The sequence below is a fragment of the Actinoplanes sp. NPDC051859 genome (genome assembly GCF_044452725.1).
Lineage (GTDB): Bacteria > Actinomycetota > Actinomycetes > Mycobacteriales > Micromonosporaceae > Actinoplanes.
Map to the genome: position 1 here is coordinate 481370 of NZ_JBITBX010000005.1, position 15023 is coordinate 496392.

Annotated in this window: 13 protein-coding genes and 1 riboswitch; of the genes, 8 read left to right on the forward strand and 5 right to left on the reverse strand. The window is 70.4% G+C overall.

Features of this window, described 5'->3' with window-relative positions:
• Positions 1-34 precede the first annotated feature (34 nt).
• Positions 35-235: a DUF5999 family protein gene (locus ACIA1L_RS16255; RefSeq protein WP_396073499.1), complete on the forward strand. Its 201-nt coding sequence runs from the start codon at positions 35-37 to the stop codon at positions 233-235.
• Positions 236-311: 76 nt separating this feature from the next.
• Here the strand turns inward: ACIA1L_RS16255 and gcvP are convergent, their stop codons facing one another.
• Positions 312-3116, reverse strand: a complete 2805-nt coding sequence (gene gcvP / locus ACIA1L_RS16260; protein WP_396073500.1) for an aminomethyl-transferring glycine dehydrogenase — start codon at positions 3114-3116, stop codon at positions 312-314.
• Positions 3117-3191: 75 nt separating this feature from the next.
• A riboswitch (glycine riboswitch) is annotated at positions 3192-3285 on the reverse strand.
• Between the two features lie 59 nt (positions 3286-3344).
• Between gcvP and ACIA1L_RS16265 the strand changes: the two genes are divergently transcribed.
• The 5 genes from ACIA1L_RS16265 (at position 3345) to ACIA1L_RS16285 (ending at position 7925) form a co-directional block, all read left to right on the forward strand.
• On the forward strand, positions 3345-4013 hold the full coding sequence (locus ACIA1L_RS16265) for a DNA polymerase beta superfamily protein (RefSeq protein WP_396073501.1): 669 nt from the start codon (positions 3345-3347) through the stop codon (positions 4011-4013).
• Positions 4010-4774: a DNA polymerase beta superfamily protein gene (locus ACIA1L_RS16270; protein ID WP_396073502.1), complete on the forward strand. Its 765-nt coding sequence runs from the start codon at positions 4010-4012 to the stop codon at positions 4772-4774. Before ACIA1L_RS16265 ends, ACIA1L_RS16270 begins: the two co-directional genes overlap by 4 nt.
• Positions 4775-4858: 84 nt before the next feature.
• The gene (locus tag ACIA1L_RS16275) at positions 4859-5209 is read left to right on the forward strand and encodes a hypothetical protein (protein ID WP_396073503.1); all 351 of its coding nucleotides are present in this window, start codon (positions 4859-4861) and stop codon (positions 5207-5209) included.
• A gap of 71 nt (positions 5210-5280) precedes the next feature.
• The gene (locus ACIA1L_RS16280) at positions 5281-6234 is read left to right on the forward strand and encodes a hypothetical protein (RefSeq protein ID WP_396073626.1); all 954 of its coding nucleotides are present in this window, start codon (positions 5281-5283) and stop codon (positions 6232-6234) included.
• A complete protein-coding gene (locus ACIA1L_RS16285; protein ID WP_396073504.1) occupies positions 6231-7925 on the forward strand; it encodes a M16 family metallopeptidase in 1695 nt (564 codons plus the stop codon). The genes ACIA1L_RS16280 and ACIA1L_RS16285 overlap by 4 nt, the downstream gene beginning before the upstream one ends.
• 17 nt (positions 7926-7942) lie before the next feature.
• On the opposite strand, the gene ACIA1L_RS16290 is transcribed toward ACIA1L_RS16285, so the two are convergent.
• Positions 7943-10429: a DEAD/DEAH box helicase gene (locus tag ACIA1L_RS16290; protein WP_396073505.1), complete on the reverse strand. Its 2487-nt coding sequence runs from the start codon at positions 10427-10429 to the stop codon at positions 7943-7945.
• Between the two features lie 308 nt (positions 10430-10737).
• Positions 10738-11385 (reverse strand): nucleotidyl transferase AbiEii/AbiGii toxin family protein, encoded by a 648-nt coding sequence (locus ACIA1L_RS16295; RefSeq protein WP_396073506.1) that lies wholly within the window; start codon positions 11383-11385, stop codon positions 10738-10740.
• Between the two features lie 173 nt (positions 11386-11558).
• Between ACIA1L_RS16295 and ACIA1L_RS16300 the strand changes: the two genes are divergently transcribed.
• Complete coding sequence (locus ACIA1L_RS16300; protein ID WP_396073507.1) at positions 11559-12347, forward strand: DUF3152 domain-containing protein; 789 nt, start codon at positions 11559-11561, stop codon at positions 12345-12347.
• Positions 12348-12355: 8 nt separating this feature from the next.
• Here ACIA1L_RS16300 and ACIA1L_RS16305 read toward each other — a convergent pair whose 3' ends face one another.
• Both ACIA1L_RS16305 and ACIA1L_RS16310 read right to left on the reverse strand, forming a co-directional pair.
• Complete coding sequence (locus tag ACIA1L_RS16305) at positions 12356-13117, reverse strand: DUF3152 domain-containing protein (protein WP_396073508.1); 762 nt, start codon at positions 13115-13117, stop codon at positions 12356-12358.
• Positions 13118-13183: 66 nt separating this feature from the next.
• Positions 13184-14068 carry an EamA family transporter gene (locus ACIA1L_RS16310; RefSeq protein WP_396073509.1) on the reverse strand — a complete coding sequence of 295 codons (885 nt, stop codon included), beginning with the start codon at positions 14066-14068 and terminating at the stop codon, positions 13184-13186.
• Between the two features lie 83 nt (positions 14069-14151).
• Here ACIA1L_RS16310 and ACIA1L_RS16315 point away from each other — a divergent pair, with 83 nt between their 5' ends.
• The gene (locus ACIA1L_RS16315) at positions 14152-15018 is read left to right on the forward strand and encodes a LysR family transcriptional regulator (protein ID WP_396073510.1); all 867 of its coding nucleotides are present in this window, start codon (positions 14152-14154) and stop codon (positions 15016-15018) included.
• The last annotated feature ends 5 nt before the right edge of the window (positions 15019-15023 follow it).

Sequence of the window (15023 nt, forward strand, 5' to 3'; positions counted from 1 at the left end):
AAGCTCGACACAACAAGCAACCCGGAGACTTCCGATGTGCCAGCACCGAACCCCCTGCCCTTCCGCCGCCGCCATGGACCGCGAAGCGGCCCGCATCGTGGCTACCTTCCCTGAACAAGGGTGGAGCCTGCTCTGCAACGGCGTCATCCTGTTCGAGGACACGGGCGAACTCCTGCCCGACGGCAGCAAGATCGAACCGCACCGCGGCCCCGCCCGACACGCCCTCGCCGCCTGAGCCTGCAGCACCCTTCGCGACCACCGCGAGGGCACCGCGGCTCAGGCCGGCGCACCCGCGCCGGCCTGGACACCGCTCAGTCTTCGAACGCCTCCGGCGACGGGCACGAACACACCAGGTTCCGATCCCCGTAGGCCCCATCGATCCGCCGCACCGGCGGCCAGTACTTCGCCGTGGCGTCCACGCCCGCCGGGAACCCCGCAAGCGACCGCGGATAGGCATGCGACCACTCGTCCGCTGCCACCGCCGCCGCCGTGTGCGGGGCATGATGCAACGGATTGTCGTCCCGCGGCCACTCACCCGCCGCCACCCGGTCGATCTCACCCTTGATCGCGATCATCGCGTCGCAGAACCGGTCCAGCTCGGCCAGATCCTCGCTCTCCGTCGGCTCCACCATCAACGTGCCGGCCACCGGGAAAGACATCGTCGGCGCGTGGAAGCCGTAATCGATCAACCGCTTCGCCACGTCGTCCACCGACACACCCGTGGCCTTCGTGATCGGCCGCAGGTCCAGGATGCACTCGTGCGCGACCAGGCCCTCGTTGCCCGCGTACAGCACCGGGTAGTGCTCCCGCAGCCGCGCCGCCACGTAGTTCGCCGCCAACACCGCCACCGCCGTGGCCTGCGCCAAGCCGTCCGGACCCATCATCCGCAGGTACGCCCACGAGATCGGCAGAATGCCCGCCGAGCCGTGCGCCGCCGCCGACACCGCGTGGTGATCGCCCGGCTCGAGCGGGTCACCCGGCAGGAACTCCGACAGGTGCGCGCGCACCGCCACCGGACCCACACCCGGGCCGCCGCCACCGTGCGGGATACAGAACGTCTTGTGCAGGTTCAGGTGCGAGACATCCGCGCCGAACTTGCCCGGCCGGGCAAAACCGACCAGTGCGTTCAGGTTCGCGCCGTCCACGTACACCTGGCCGCCCGCATCGTGCACCTTGCCGCACAGATCGGCGATGCCGCGCTCGTACACGCCGTGCGTCGACGGGTAGGTCACCATGATCGCCGACAGGGCGTCGGCGTGCTTGGCGATCTTCGCGTCCAGGTCCGCCAAGTCCACGTTGCCGTTGTCGTCACAGGCCACCACGACCACCCGCATGCCCGCCATCACCGCACTGGCCGCGTTCGTGCCGTGCGCGCTGGACGGAATCAGACACACGTCGCGGTGCTGCTCGCCACGCGACCGGTGATAGCCCCGGATCGCCAGCAGACCCGCCAGCTCACCCTGCGAACCTGCGTTCGGCTGCACACTCACCGCGTCGTAGCCGGTGACCTCCGCCAGCCACGACTCCAACTGCGCGACCAGAGCCTCATAGCCCGCGGTCCGCGACGCCGGCGCGTACGGGTGGATGTTCGCGAACTCCGGCCAGGTCACCGGCTCCATCTCGGTCGTCGCGTTCAGCTTCATCGTGCACGAACCCAGCGGAATCATGCCCCGGTCCAGCGCGTAGTCCCGGTCCGACAGCTTGCGCAGGTAGCGCAGCATCGCCGTCTCCGAGTGGTGCGCCGAGAACACGGGATGGGTCAGGTATTCCGTGGCCCGCGCCAGCGACTGCACGCCCGACTCCGCGGCAGCCGCCGGAGCCGCACCGAACGCCGCCAACACGTCCGCCAGCACCGCCGCCGTCGTGGTCTCGTCACACGACACCGACACCCGGTCCGCGTCCACCAGACGCAGATCAATACCGGACTCGGCCGCCGCAGCCACCACCGCGGCCGCGCGCCCCGGCACCACCGCGGTCACCGTGTCGAAGAACGCCGCATGCGCGACCTGAACACCCGCCGCCGCCAAGCCACCGGCCAACGCCAACGCCTGATCGTGCACCCGCTGCGCGATCGCCTTGACACCGCGCGGGCCGTGATACACCGCGTACATGCTTGCCATCACCGCGAGCAGCACCTGCGCGGTGCAAATGTTGCTCGTCGCCCGCTCGCGACGGATGTGCTGCTCCCGCGTCTGCAACGCCAACCGGTATGCCGGGGCACCATCCGCGTCCCGCGACACCCCCACCAGCCTTCCCGGCAGCGACCGCTCCAACCCGGCACGCACCGCGAGGTAGCCGGCGTGCGGGCCACCGAAGCCCAGCGGCACACCGAACCGCTGCGTGGTGCCGGCAGCGATATCCGCGCCGATCTCCCCCGGCGAACGCAGCAGCGCGAGGGCCAGCAGATCCGCCGCCACCGTCACCAGAGCGCCCGCGGCGTGCGCCCGCTCCACCAGCGCAGCGTGGTCACGGACCGCGCCCGACGCGCCCGGGTACTGCAGGTGCAGACCGAAGAACTCCGCCGGCAGGTCGTCGCCCGCGTCCAGATCCACCAGGCGCACCTCGATACCCAGCGGCTCCGCCCGGGTCCGCAACACCGCGAGGGTCTGCGGCAGAGTGTCCGCGTCCACGGCGTACACCGGGCTCTTGCTCTTCGACGAGCGGCGGGCCAGCGTCATCGCCTCCGCCACCGCCGTGCCCTCATCCAGCATCGACGCGTTCGCCGTCGTCATGCCGGTCAGATCCGTCACCATCGTCTGGAAGTTCAGCAACGCCTCCAGGCGCCCCTGACTGATCTCCGGCTGGTACGGCGTGTACGCCGTGTACCACGCGGGATTCTCCAGCACATTGCGCTTGATCACCGCCGGCGTGTGCGTGCCGTAATAGCCCAAGCCAATCATCGACGTGGACACCGAGTTGCGCCCGGCGATCTCGCGCAGCTCAGCGATCGTCTCCTCCTCGGAGGCCGCCGCCGGCAGTGCGAGAGTGCCGTGCCAGCGGATCACCTCAGGGATCGCAGCATCCATCAGCGCCTCGAGCGACGCGTACCCGATCGCCTTCAGCATCTGGGTCTGCGCGTCCGAATCGGGACCGATGTGGCGGAATGCGAACGTCATGGCGGCTCCAGAGGGCTACTGAGGTCGACAAACAACCTCCCCCTCTGTCATACCCACGAGCGCACTTCAGAGTCGCCTGCCCCCGCGGTCCTTTTGCCTGAGAGGTTCCGGGGAGGATTTGCCCCTTCGGCGCCGCCGGCGAACCGGCAGTCTCTCCCGCGTGGGTGGTACGGCAGGGACCAACCTACCAGCGCCGTCTCCGTGATCACCCCGCCCTAGGCTGTCGGTGTGACCTATCCGCCCCACACCATCCTCGCGGTGGTGGTCGGCTCCCGCGCCTACGGCCTCGACGAACCCGGCTCCGACTACGACCGGCGCGGCATCTTCGCCGCTCCGACCCGCGACTTCTGGCACCTCGACAAGCCGCCCACCCATCTCGACGGGCCCCGCGAGGAACAGTTCTCCTGGGAGATCGAACGGTTCTGCACCCTCGCCCTGCAGGCCAACCCCACCGTGCTCGAAGTGCTCTGGTCACCGCTGGTCGAACACGCCACCTCCGACGGCCATGAGCTACGCGCGGCGCGACACGCCTTCCTCTCCCGCCGCCTCGCCGACACGTACGGAGCGTACGCCCGCGACCAGCTCAAACGGGTCGCCGCCCGGCAGTCCCGCACCGGCGAAACAAACCACAAGCAGGCCATGCACATGATCCGGCTGCTCCTGGCCGGCGCTCACGTCCTGCGCACCGGTGAGGTCCTGCTCGACGTCACCGCACACCGCGACCGCCTGCTCACGATCAAATCCGGTGGAGTGGACTGGGCATCCGTGGTCTCGTGGTCCGACGAACTCCTGAACGACTTGGCCGACGCCCAGGCCGCCAGCACACTGCCGGACGAACCCGACCGGGCCACCATCGACACGCTGCTGACCGGCGTACGGGAAAGGGGTCTGCGGTGACCATCGACGTGCCCACCTGGGCCGCGGAAGCCGCGGTCCTGCCCTACCCCACCGTCTTCGTGACCGTCAGCGGCGCCCACCTGTACGGGTTCGCCTCCGTCGACAGCGACCTCGACCTGCGCGCCAGCCACCTGCTCCCCGCCGACGAGGTAGTCGGGCTGCGCACCGGCCCCGAGACCATCACCACCGACACCTGGCGCGACGGTGTCGAGCTCGACGTGGTCAGCCACGACCTGCTCAAGTTCGCCCGCCTGCTGAACAGCCGCAACGGCTACGTCCTCGAACAGCTGCTTTCCCCGCTGGTCGTGGCGACCTCCCCCGTGCACCAGAATCTGATCGCGCTCGCACCCGAGCTGATCACCCGGCACCACGCCCACCACTACCTGGGCTTCGCGGCCACCCAGGAGCGGTTGTTCGCGAAGACCGGCGAGCTCAAACCGGCCTTGTACACGCTGCGTGTCCTGCACACCGGGCTGCACCTCATGCGGACCGGCGAGGTGATCGCGGACCTGTCCGTGCTGAGCGATCTGCCTTACGTACCAGAGCTGATCGACAGGAAGCGCGCGGCCGAGCACGGCAGCTTTCCCCCGGCCTTGAGCGACACGGTGGCCGCGGACGTCGCTCGGCTGCGCGCCGAGCTGGAGGCGGCCCGGGACTCGTCGATGCTGCGCGCGCTACCGGAACCGGCAGCGGTCGAGGAGCTGCACGCGCTGGTGGTACGTGCCCGACTGGCCGGGTCAGTCGGCGAAGCCGTCGTTTGAGGGTTAGCGGGGTCTCCCCGCGTACAGCATCCTAGGAACCTAGGGGTTAATCGTCCAGGCGGTTGGCGGTCTACGCTAGTTGTCATGTCCACCCGCACGGCCGACGCTCCCGTCGTCCACCTGGCCCGGCCGCACCGGCCCGTGCTGGTCGCTGGCACGCTCGCCGAGCTCACCGGGCCGACGCGTGGACTCGTAGAGCTACCTCTGCGCCTCTGGTGGCATCCACACCGGGCCTTCGACCTCGACCAGCACACGATGCTGCTCTGGATGTATGAGAACGTGCTGCGCGAGGCCGTCCGTGTCGACGAGTTGCGCAATCACCTCGACGGAGCCACGCTCCTGCTCGTGTGGCCCGAACTGAACCTCCCCCGGGGCGTGCGCGCCGCGTGGGAGGCCCGCCACCCCGCGCTGCGCCGGGCCGCGCTCGCCAGCTGACGCGGCAACCGGGCCGCAACCCGACCGCACCCGGTTTCGCAACCGATGGTCCCCACCCTTTCCCGGTGCTCATGAACCCCGGCGATGTGGTCCTCGACCCGGCCGCCGCCCACCCCGAACTGGCCACCCTGCAGGTCGCTCTGGCGAACCGGGACTGGGCAAGCTGCCGGGCGGTGCTCGACGCCGCAACGCCGGACGCCCGCTCCCTGTTGTTGCGCTGGGCTACCGACGACGGGACGGCCGGCGACTTCGCGCACGCGCTGTGGGGTTCCGACGTCACGGATAGCACCGCCGCGGCCCTGCTGGCCCTGCACCTCATCCGGGCCGGCTGGCAGATCCGCTCCGGAGCCTGGGCCACGGACGTCGGCCGAGAGCAGTTCGACCGCTTCCACGAGCATCTGCGGCGCGCCGAGGGGATCCTGATCGACGCGACCGCGCGGCAGCCGAGAGACCCGGCGCTGTGGACCGCCCGGCTGACGACAGCCCGCGGCCTCCAGCTGGGCCAGGCCGAGACGCGCCGCCGCTACGACCGGCTCGTCGCCGCCGACCCGCAGCACCTCACGGGTCAGCGGCAGTACCTGCAGGGTGTGTGCCCGAAGTGGGGCGGCAACTGGGATCACCTGCACAAGTGGGCGTGGGAGGCCATGCTCGCCGCGCCGCCCGGTGCGCCGCAGGGCGTCCTGGTCGCCGAGGCGCACCTGGAACACATGCTCGACCTCGACAACAACAACCCGACGGCCGCCCGCGCCTACCTCAGTGACATCAGCATCCGGGATGCCGTGCACCAAGCCGCGCACCGGTCGGTGTGGCACCCCAGCTTCCGCCGGGACCCGGGCTGGGTCGACACCGCAAGCACCTTCGCGATGGTGTTCGCCCTCGGCCGGGACCACACCTCCGCCGCGTCCATGTTCGCCATGCTCGGTGATCTAGCCAGCGAGCGTCCCTGGAACCGCCTGGAGGACGACGTCGTCACCACGATCCACCGGTACCGACGCGCCGCGCTGGCCTCCGGAGCCGTCCGATGATCGCCCGGAGCGAGATCGGCGGTGTGCCAGTTCTGCACGGCCCGACCACCGGCCCAGCCCGGACCGGACTCGTGTTCCGGGTCGGCTTCGCCGACGAACCGCTGACCCGCCGGGGCATCACCCACCTGATCGAACATCTGGCATTGTCCCCGCTGGGATTCGCCGACTTCCACTACAACGGATCCACCGGCACTGAATTCACCTCCTTCCATATGACGGGTACGCCGAGCGAACTGGCCGGATTCGTCGACGGCGTCTGTGCCGCCCTGCACGACCTGCCCCTGCACCGCCTCGACACGGAGAAGGACATCCTGCGGGCCGAGGCGCACTCGCGGTCGCACAGTGCGCACGAGCCGCTGGCGCTGTGGCGGCACGGGGCCCGGGACCACGGCATGGGTGCGTACCCGGAGTGGGGCCTGTCCGCCATCACCGCGGACGACCTCCGCGACTGGGTGGCCCGCTACTTCACCCGGGACAACGCCGTGTTGTGGGTAGCCGGCGACCAGGTGCCCGCGGACCTGCGGCTGAGCCTGCCGGGCGGCACGCGGCGTCCGTCGCCGGCGCCGTCCTCCGCGCTGCCCGTCACCCCGGCCTGCTTCGGCGGACCCGCTGGCGTCGTGGGCTGGAGCGCCGTGGTGGACCACGAGCCGGCCGGCATCGTCTTCGCCGACCTGCTGCAACGGACGATGTTCCGGACCCTGCGCCAGGAAGCCGGCATGTCCTACGCGGCGCACACCGACTACCAGCCGACGGGTACGGACACCGCCCTCGTCACCGCGCTCGCCGACTGCCTCCCGGACCGGCAGGGTGCCGTGCTGGGCGCGTTCGTCGACGAACTCGCGGCGCTACGGGTCGGCCGGATCGACCCCGCCGACGTCGAGGCGGTGATCCGCAAGCGGCACGAGGCGATGCTGCTCGCGGACCGGCAGGGTGACCGGCTGCCCGAGCAGGCGCGCGCGCTGCTGGCCGGTCGCCCGGTGACGCCAACCGAGACCGTCTTGGCGTCGCTTGCCGAGGTCAGCCCGGACGACCTCACCGCGGTCGCGCAGCAGGCGACCAGGACCGGCCTGCTCATGACGCCGCCGGAGTCCACCGGCACGTGGGCCGGGTTCACCGCGGCGCCCACCACGTCGGATACCGCGGTGACCGGCTCGCCGTTCGCCGCGCTGGAGGATCCCGCTGTCCGCCTGATCGTCGCCGCGGACGGGGTCAGCCTGGTGAAGGGCAACCACCGGATGACCGTCCGCTTCGCCGACTGCGCCGTCGTCCGCGCCTGGCCGGACGGTGCGCGCCGCTACGTCGGCAACGACGGCATCATCGTCACCGTCGAACCGACGCTGTACCGCGACGGCGACCATGCCGTGTCCCGACTGGACGCCCACTGCCCGCCGGCGTTGCGCGTCGACGAGGCACCGCGGGAACCCGACGAGATACCCCGGCCCGATCCCCGGGCCGCCGCGAGTCGCCGGCCCACCCCGCGGGCGTCCCGCGAAGGGACCAGCAACCGGACGATGAGCGTCATCGTCGCGGTCCTGCTCGGCACCGCCCTGCTTCGGGGCCTGGTCGTGGTCCGCCGGCAGTTCGTCGAGGACGGCACCACCGCCGGCCTGATCGGTCTCGCCACGGTGATCGTCCTGATCGGCGGTGCCGGGCTGCTCTGGCACCGCTGGGGCCGCTTCCGGGTGCGATAGCCGGGCGCGGCGGGCCCTCAGTGCGGCCCCACCGCCACGATCCGGATCGCGGCGGCGCCGGCCTCGTCGCTCTCGGCGAGGTCGATCTCGGCGTCGATGCCCCAGTCGTGGTCGCCCTCGGGGTCCTCGAAGACCTGCCGGACCTTCCACATCGTCGGGCCGGCCTCGATGTGCAGGAAGGCCGGGCCGCGGGCTGCCGGGCCGGTGCCGACCACCGGATACTCGGCGTAATAGTCCTCGAGGGCTTCGATCCAGCGGTCTGTGGTCCAGCCGGACTGCGCGTCCAACTCTCCCAAGTCTTCGGCGCGGCGCAGCGCGAACAGTTCCACGCGGCGGAACAGGGCGTTGCGCACGAGCACGCGGAAGGCACGCACGTTGCGGGTGACCGCCGGCGGCTTGTCGTCCAGCGGCGACGGCTCGGCGACCTCCGCGCCCGGGTTGCGCAGGCGCTCCCACTCGTCGAGCAGGCTGGAGTCGACCTGCCGGACCAGCTCACCCAACCATTCGATCAAGTCCGTCAATTCTTCGGTACGCGCGTCCTCCGGCACCGTCTGCCGCAGCGCCCGGAACGCGTCGGCGAGGTAGCGCAGCACGAGACCCTCGGAGCGGGACAGGCCGTAGAAGGAGACGTACTCGGTGAAAGTCATCGCGCGTTCGTACATGTCGCGGACGACGGCCTTGGGCTTCAACTCGTGGTCGGCCACCCAGGGGTGTCCCCGTCGGTACGTCTCGTAGGCGCCTTCGAGGAGCTCGACGAGGGGCTTCGGGTAGGTGACCTCTTCGAGCAGCTCCATCCGCTGGTCGTACTCGATGCCTTCGGCCTTCATGGCGTTCACCGCTTCGCCCTTGGCCTTGAACTGCTGGGCCGAGAGCACCTGGCGGGGGTCCTCGAGGGTGGACTCGATGACGGAGACGACGTCGAGGGGATAGTCCGGCGATTCTTTGTCCAACAGCTCGAGGCAGGCCAGCGCGAACGGCGACAGCGCCTGGTTGAGGGCGAAGTCGAGCTGCAACTCGTCGACCAGCCGGTACGTGCCCTCGGACTTGGCGATCACGCCGCCGGCGAGCAACGCCCGGGCGATGGCGATCGTCCGGCGGATGTGCTTGCGTTGGGCGGCGGGCTCCTCGTGGTTGTCGGTGAGCAGGTGCCGCATGGCGGCGAACGGGTCGCCGCCGCGGGCCAGGACGTTGAGCAACATGGCGTGCGAGACCTGGAAGGACGAGGTGAGCGGCTCGGGGTCGGCCGCGACGAGCCGGTCGAAGGTGGGCTGGCCCCAGCCGATCGTGCCCTCCGGCGGTTTCTTGCGCACCACCTTGCGGCGCTTCTTGGGGTCCTCGCCGGCCTTGGCCAACATGCGCTCGTTGTCGATGACGTGCTCGGGGGCCTGCACGATGACGGTGCCGAGGGTGTCGAAGCCGGCCCGGCCCGCCCGGCCGGCGATCTGGTGGAACTCGCGGGCCTTCAGCAGCCGGATGCGCACGCCGTCGTACTTGGACAGGCCGGTGAACAGCACCGTGCGGATCGGGACGTTGATGCCCACGCCGAGGGTGTCGGTGCCGCAGATGACCTTGAGCAGGCCGGCCTGCGCGAGGGTCTCGACCAGGCGGCGGTACTTGGGCAGCATGCCCGCGTGGTGCACGCCGATGCCGTGGCGGATGAGGCGGGTCAGGGTCCGCCCGAAACCGGCGGTGAACCGGAAGTTGCCGAGGGCGGCGCCGATCGCGTCCTTCTCAGCGCGGGTGCACATGTTGATACTCATCAGCGACTGCGCCCGCTCCAGCGCGGAGGCCTGCGTGAAGTGCACGATGTACACGGGTGCCTGCTTGGTGGTGAGCAGCTCCTCGATCGTCTCGTGCAGCGGCGTCATGGCGTACTCGAAGAGCAGCGGGACCGGCCGCTCGGCGTTGGCGACCACGGCGGTCTCGCGGCCGGTGCGCCGGGTCAGATCCTCGACGAAGCGGGTGGTGTCGCCGAGTGTCGCCGACATGAGGACGAACTGCGCCTGCGGCAGCTCGATGAGCGGCACCTGCCAGGCCCAGCCGCGGTCCGGTTCGGCGTAGAAGTGGAACTCGTCCATCACGACCTGGCCGACGTCCGCGTCGGCGCCCTCGCGCAGGGCCAGGTTGGCGAGGATCTCCGCGGTGCAGCAGATGATCGGCGCGTCGGCGTTGACGCTGGCGTCACCGGTCAGCATGCCCACGTTGTGCGCGCCGAACTGGGCGCAGAGGGCGAAGAACTTTTCCGACACCAGGGCCTTGATCGGCGCGGTGTAGAAGGTGGTGCGCTTGTCGGCCAGGGCGGCGAAGTGCGCGCCGGTAGCCACCAGGCTCTTGCCCGAGCCGGTCGGGGTGTTCAGGATGACGTTCGCCCCGGTGGCGATCTCGATGAGCGCCTCTTCCTGGTGCGGGTAGAGCGTCAGGCCCTGCTCGGTCGCCCAGGTCTGGAAGGCGTCGAAGACGGCGTCGGGGTCGGCGGTACCGGGCAGGCGTTCGGTCAGATTCATGATGCGATCAGTCTAGGAGCAGGCCAGTGCCGGGGCTGAACAGCACCGTGACCGGGCGCGCATCGCGCCCGGCCACGGAAAGGGACCCTGCTGTGAAGTGGACCGTGACCTACGCGGCGAAGGCTGCGTAGATCGGGCCGGCGACGCTGCCGGCGAGGCCGAGGGCGGCGGCGAAGACGGCAATGGTGGCACCGATCTTTGCTCGCATTTTGGGAGCCTTTCGGGAGTGACGTGGCCTCGCAGGGAGAAGATTCCGCCACGGCGGTTGCGGGGTCGGACCCGCTCGGTTGCGAACCGGTTGCGGGGCGTCAACGGGGCCAGGTCGCCAGCTGGGCGCGCAGGTCGGCAACCTCTCGGGGACCCAGGCCGTAGACAGCGAAGCGAGCGTCGTCGAGGCGGTCCAGGTAGCGCCCCGCGTCGGCGATGTCGTCCGGCTCCAGGGTCGGGTCGAGTGCGTGGGCCAACGCCAAGACGCGGTCCAGCGGATAGCGCTCGAGGGCGGCGGCAACGTCGATGTAGTCGCGGACCTCGCGCCGGTTGACCAGGGCGGCGACCTTGGAGCCGATCAGGTCGTCGAGGTGCAGAACCGGGCCGACATCCATGACGACCGGGGCCCGCCGCCGGTCGAGCCGGGTCAGGGTCAGCCGCAGCGCCCGGCGGCCGTCCGCGACGTGATACTCCCGCAGATCTTCATCCATGCCCGCGAACATCTCGTCGCCGACCTCGCGGAACACCTGGTAGCCCGCCTCCGTCAGCGCGGTGGTCACCCCCGTCGCAGCGGCCTCCACCGCGCCTGCCGTGTCGGTGAACAGATCGATGTCCTCGGTGTGCCGCCGGACCAGGCCGTTGACCAACCAGGCCACGCCGCCGCCCAGCACGAAGCCGTGCCGGTGACCGGCTGCCAAGGCGATGGTCGCGACGTCCGAGAAGAAGTCGTCGAGGGGTTGCGCGCTCACCGGCAGACCGTATCCTCACCCACCGACAGAAAAGTTTTTCACGTCGACTTCACACCGGGTTGCCTACCTTGTTTGCCTTCCAGGCAACGTCCGGCGATGACAGGAGCGCACTGATGCATGAGCGGCGTGTCACCGTCCGCTCAAGGCACCGGCGCCCGAGCCGATGGTCAGGCATGAATCGGTCCCGGTGGGTGCTCGCGGCATTGCTGCTGCTCATCCTGCCCGGGCTCGTCCTGATCGGGGTCGCGGTCTACCGGCCGCAGACCTCAGCCGCTCAGCGGGCGATCGCCGAGCCCACAGCTGCCGCGCCTGCTCGGCCCGCGACGCAGCCGGACCGGTCCACCCGGGTCGAAAAGATCACCTATCCGGCCCGCGGCAGCGCCGACTGGAACATCGCGCCCGGTGCCACGCAGACCGCTGGCAGGAGCGGCGACCTGCTGCGCTACCGGGTGTTGGTGGAGCGGGACATCGGGGGCGTCTCCCCCGCCGCCTTCGCGAAGGAAGCGTCCGCGGCCCTGGACGACCCGCGCGGCTGGACGGCTGACGGCTCGCTGCGGCTGCGGCGCGTGGGTCCGGGCCAGTCGTACGACTTCACGATCTACCTCGCCACCCCGCGGACCCGCGACGCATTGTGCAAATACGGCGCCGACAGCTACACCTCCTGCCGGCTGGAGGATGACGTCGTGATCAACGTGGCCCGGTGGGCGAAGGGCGTTCCGGACTACGGTGCTGCTCTGCCCGCGTACCGGCAGTATGTGATCAATCACGAGGTCGGGCACCGGCTGGGCTACAACCACGAAAAGTGCCCGGGCAAGGGCGAACCCGCACCGGTCATGCAACAGCAGACGCTGGGCCTACACGGTTGCGAAGCGAACTCGTGGCCGTACCGCGACGGCAAGCGGTACTCCGGGGAGCCCGGACAGTACGACGACCCGGTGCCCGAGCCCGAAGGCGCGCGCTAGCTCTCCCGTCACGGCTGCGCGGCGCCCTCGCGCGGCGGCGCACTGTCGTTGTACTGGCCTGCAGCTCCGGTGTAGAGCTCGTCGTCACGGTACGGCCAGGAATGGGGCTTGCAGCCGTGCATGCCCAGGGTCTGCTGCTGCATGACCGGAGCTGGTTCGCCCTTGCCGGGGCACAGCTGATGGCCGTAGCCGAGCCGATGACCGACCTCGTGGTTGATGACGTACTGGCGGTAGGTCTCGAGTCCCGGCGCGTACCGGGGTACGCCCTTCACCCAGCGGGCCACGTTGATCACGACGGCTTCGCCGTTGCGGCAGGAGGTGTAGCCGTTGGCATCGTCCTGACACAGGTCATCGCGGGTGCCGGGCGTCACGAGGTAGATCGTGAAGTCGGCCTGCGCGCCCCGGCCCACTCGACGAAACGACCGGTCGCCGCCCGCTGTCCAGCCGCGCGGATCGGCCAGCGTACTGCGGACAGTCTCGGCGAACTCGCCGACAGCGATGCCGTTGATCTCCTGCTCCACCAGAACCCGATAGCGCAGTACCTCGCCGCCGGAGCGTGGACCTGCGAACTCCTTGGGCGCGGCGGCGTAGGTACCGCTGCCGGTCGCCGGGTAGCTGATCTTCTGCACCGGCACTTTACTCGCCGGTGCAACCGCCGGTCGGCGTGGTGCGGCGGCCACCACGTTGTCGCCGGACGACGGCGGCGGGGCGCAGCCGGCCACCAGGGCGAGGGCAAGTGCGGTGGGGACGGCGGTGCCACGGAGGGGCATGGGGATCTCTCTTTCGCACGGGGGCAGTGCGACAGGTAAGACACCCGAGGACCCGAAAAAGTTGATCTATACGAGCGTCAACCTTTCCGGCTGCTCACTCGTCCGGGGCTGCACCGCGGTCCGTTGCCCGGTGCGTTCAGCGCCGATGCCGGCTGCCACCACGAAGGCGATCCCGACGACCGGACCCCAACCGGGCCGCTGACCGAGCACGATCAGGCCGATGACCAGGGCCAGGGCCGGCTCCACACTCATCAGCGTGCCGAACGCCGCCGTGGTGAGCCGGCGCAGCGCCAGCAGCTCCAGCGCGAAAGGCACCACCGGCAGCAGCACCGACAGGCCGAGCCCGGCGAACACCACCGGCCAGGTCAACGCGCTGAACACTGCCGGCCCGGCGACCAGGGTGGCGACCAACGCGGCGACCGGCATGGACACCGACAAACCGTGCAACCCCGAGACGCCGTCCCCGACCCGCTGGGTGAGCAGGATGTACGCGGCCCAGCAGACTGCCGCACCGAGGGCGTACGCCGTACCGACCGGGTCGATGCCACCGCGCCACGGCTCGGTCAGCAGCACCACGCCGACCGCGGCGAGAGCCGGCCACAGCCGCGCAGACCGCCGGCCGCGGGCCACCGCGACGCCGAGCGGCCCCAAGAATTCCAAGGCGCTGGCCGTGCCGAGCGGCAGCCGGGCGACCGCCGCCATGAACAGCATGGTGAGGCCGGCGGTGACCACCCCCAGCGCTACACAGGCCAGCAGCGTCTGTCGGGTGAACGATCGCGGCCGGGGCCGGACGATCACGAGCAGCAGCACCGCGGCCCAGGCCAGGCGCAGCCAGGCGGTCCCGTCCGCCCCGAGCTGATCGAGCAGACCGGTCGACGCGGCCAGACCGAGTTGGACGAGCAGCATCGAAGCCAGGGCCATTGCCGTTCCGGTGCGGACGTCGTTACGCATGCGCCCAGTAGACGGGCGAAGGACCGTTCGCGTCCACGTGAGAATCATGGACAGATCGTTCATAGGTCCTGAACAATCGAGCGATGGACACCCGCCGCCTGCGCCTCCTGCTCGAACTATCGCGGCGAGGCTCGATGCGTGCCGTCGCCGAAGCGATGCACGTCACCACCTCGACCGTGTCTCAGCAGCTCGCCGTGCTCGCTACGGAGGCCGGCGCGGCCCTCACCGAACCCGACGGGCGACGGGTCCGACTGACCCCTGCTGGTCACCGCCTGGCGGCCCACGCGGTGACCATCCTCGCCGCGGTCGACGCCGCACGCCTGGACCTAGACCCCGACGCCGACCCGTCCGGTGACCTACGGGTGGCTGGCTTCGCCACCGCCGTACGCCGCTCGCTGCTGCCCGCCACGGTCGTTCTCGCCCGCGACCATCCGCGGGTGCGACTGCTTATCCACGAACACGAGCCGGCCGAGGCGTTTGCGCTGCTCGCCGCGGACGCCGTCGATCTGGCCCTGACCTACGACTACAACCTCGCGCCGGCGGCCTTCGACACCACCCTGGAAGCGGTGCCGCTGTGGTCGGCGCCGTGGGTGCTCGCCGTGCCAGCAGGCGCGACTGGCACCCACTTCGCGGACTTCGCCGCGGCCGACTGGATCGTCAATTCCCGCAGCACCGCCGACGAGGAGGTAGTGCGCACCCTGGCCTCGGTGGAAGGCGCTCAAGCCCGCATCGTGCACCGCGCCGACAGTCTCGACCTGGTCGAAGACCTGATCGTGGCCGGGCTGGGCGTAGCGCTCCTGCCCGCTGACCGGGCCCACACCGCAGGCGTACGGCTCATCCCGCTGCAGGGCACATCCGTCGCACTCCGCAGCTATGCCGTGGTGCGCAGCGGACGGGCAGCATGGCCGCCACTCGCACTCCTGCTGAGCCTGTTACAGCGTGCCGGGTGAGGAAG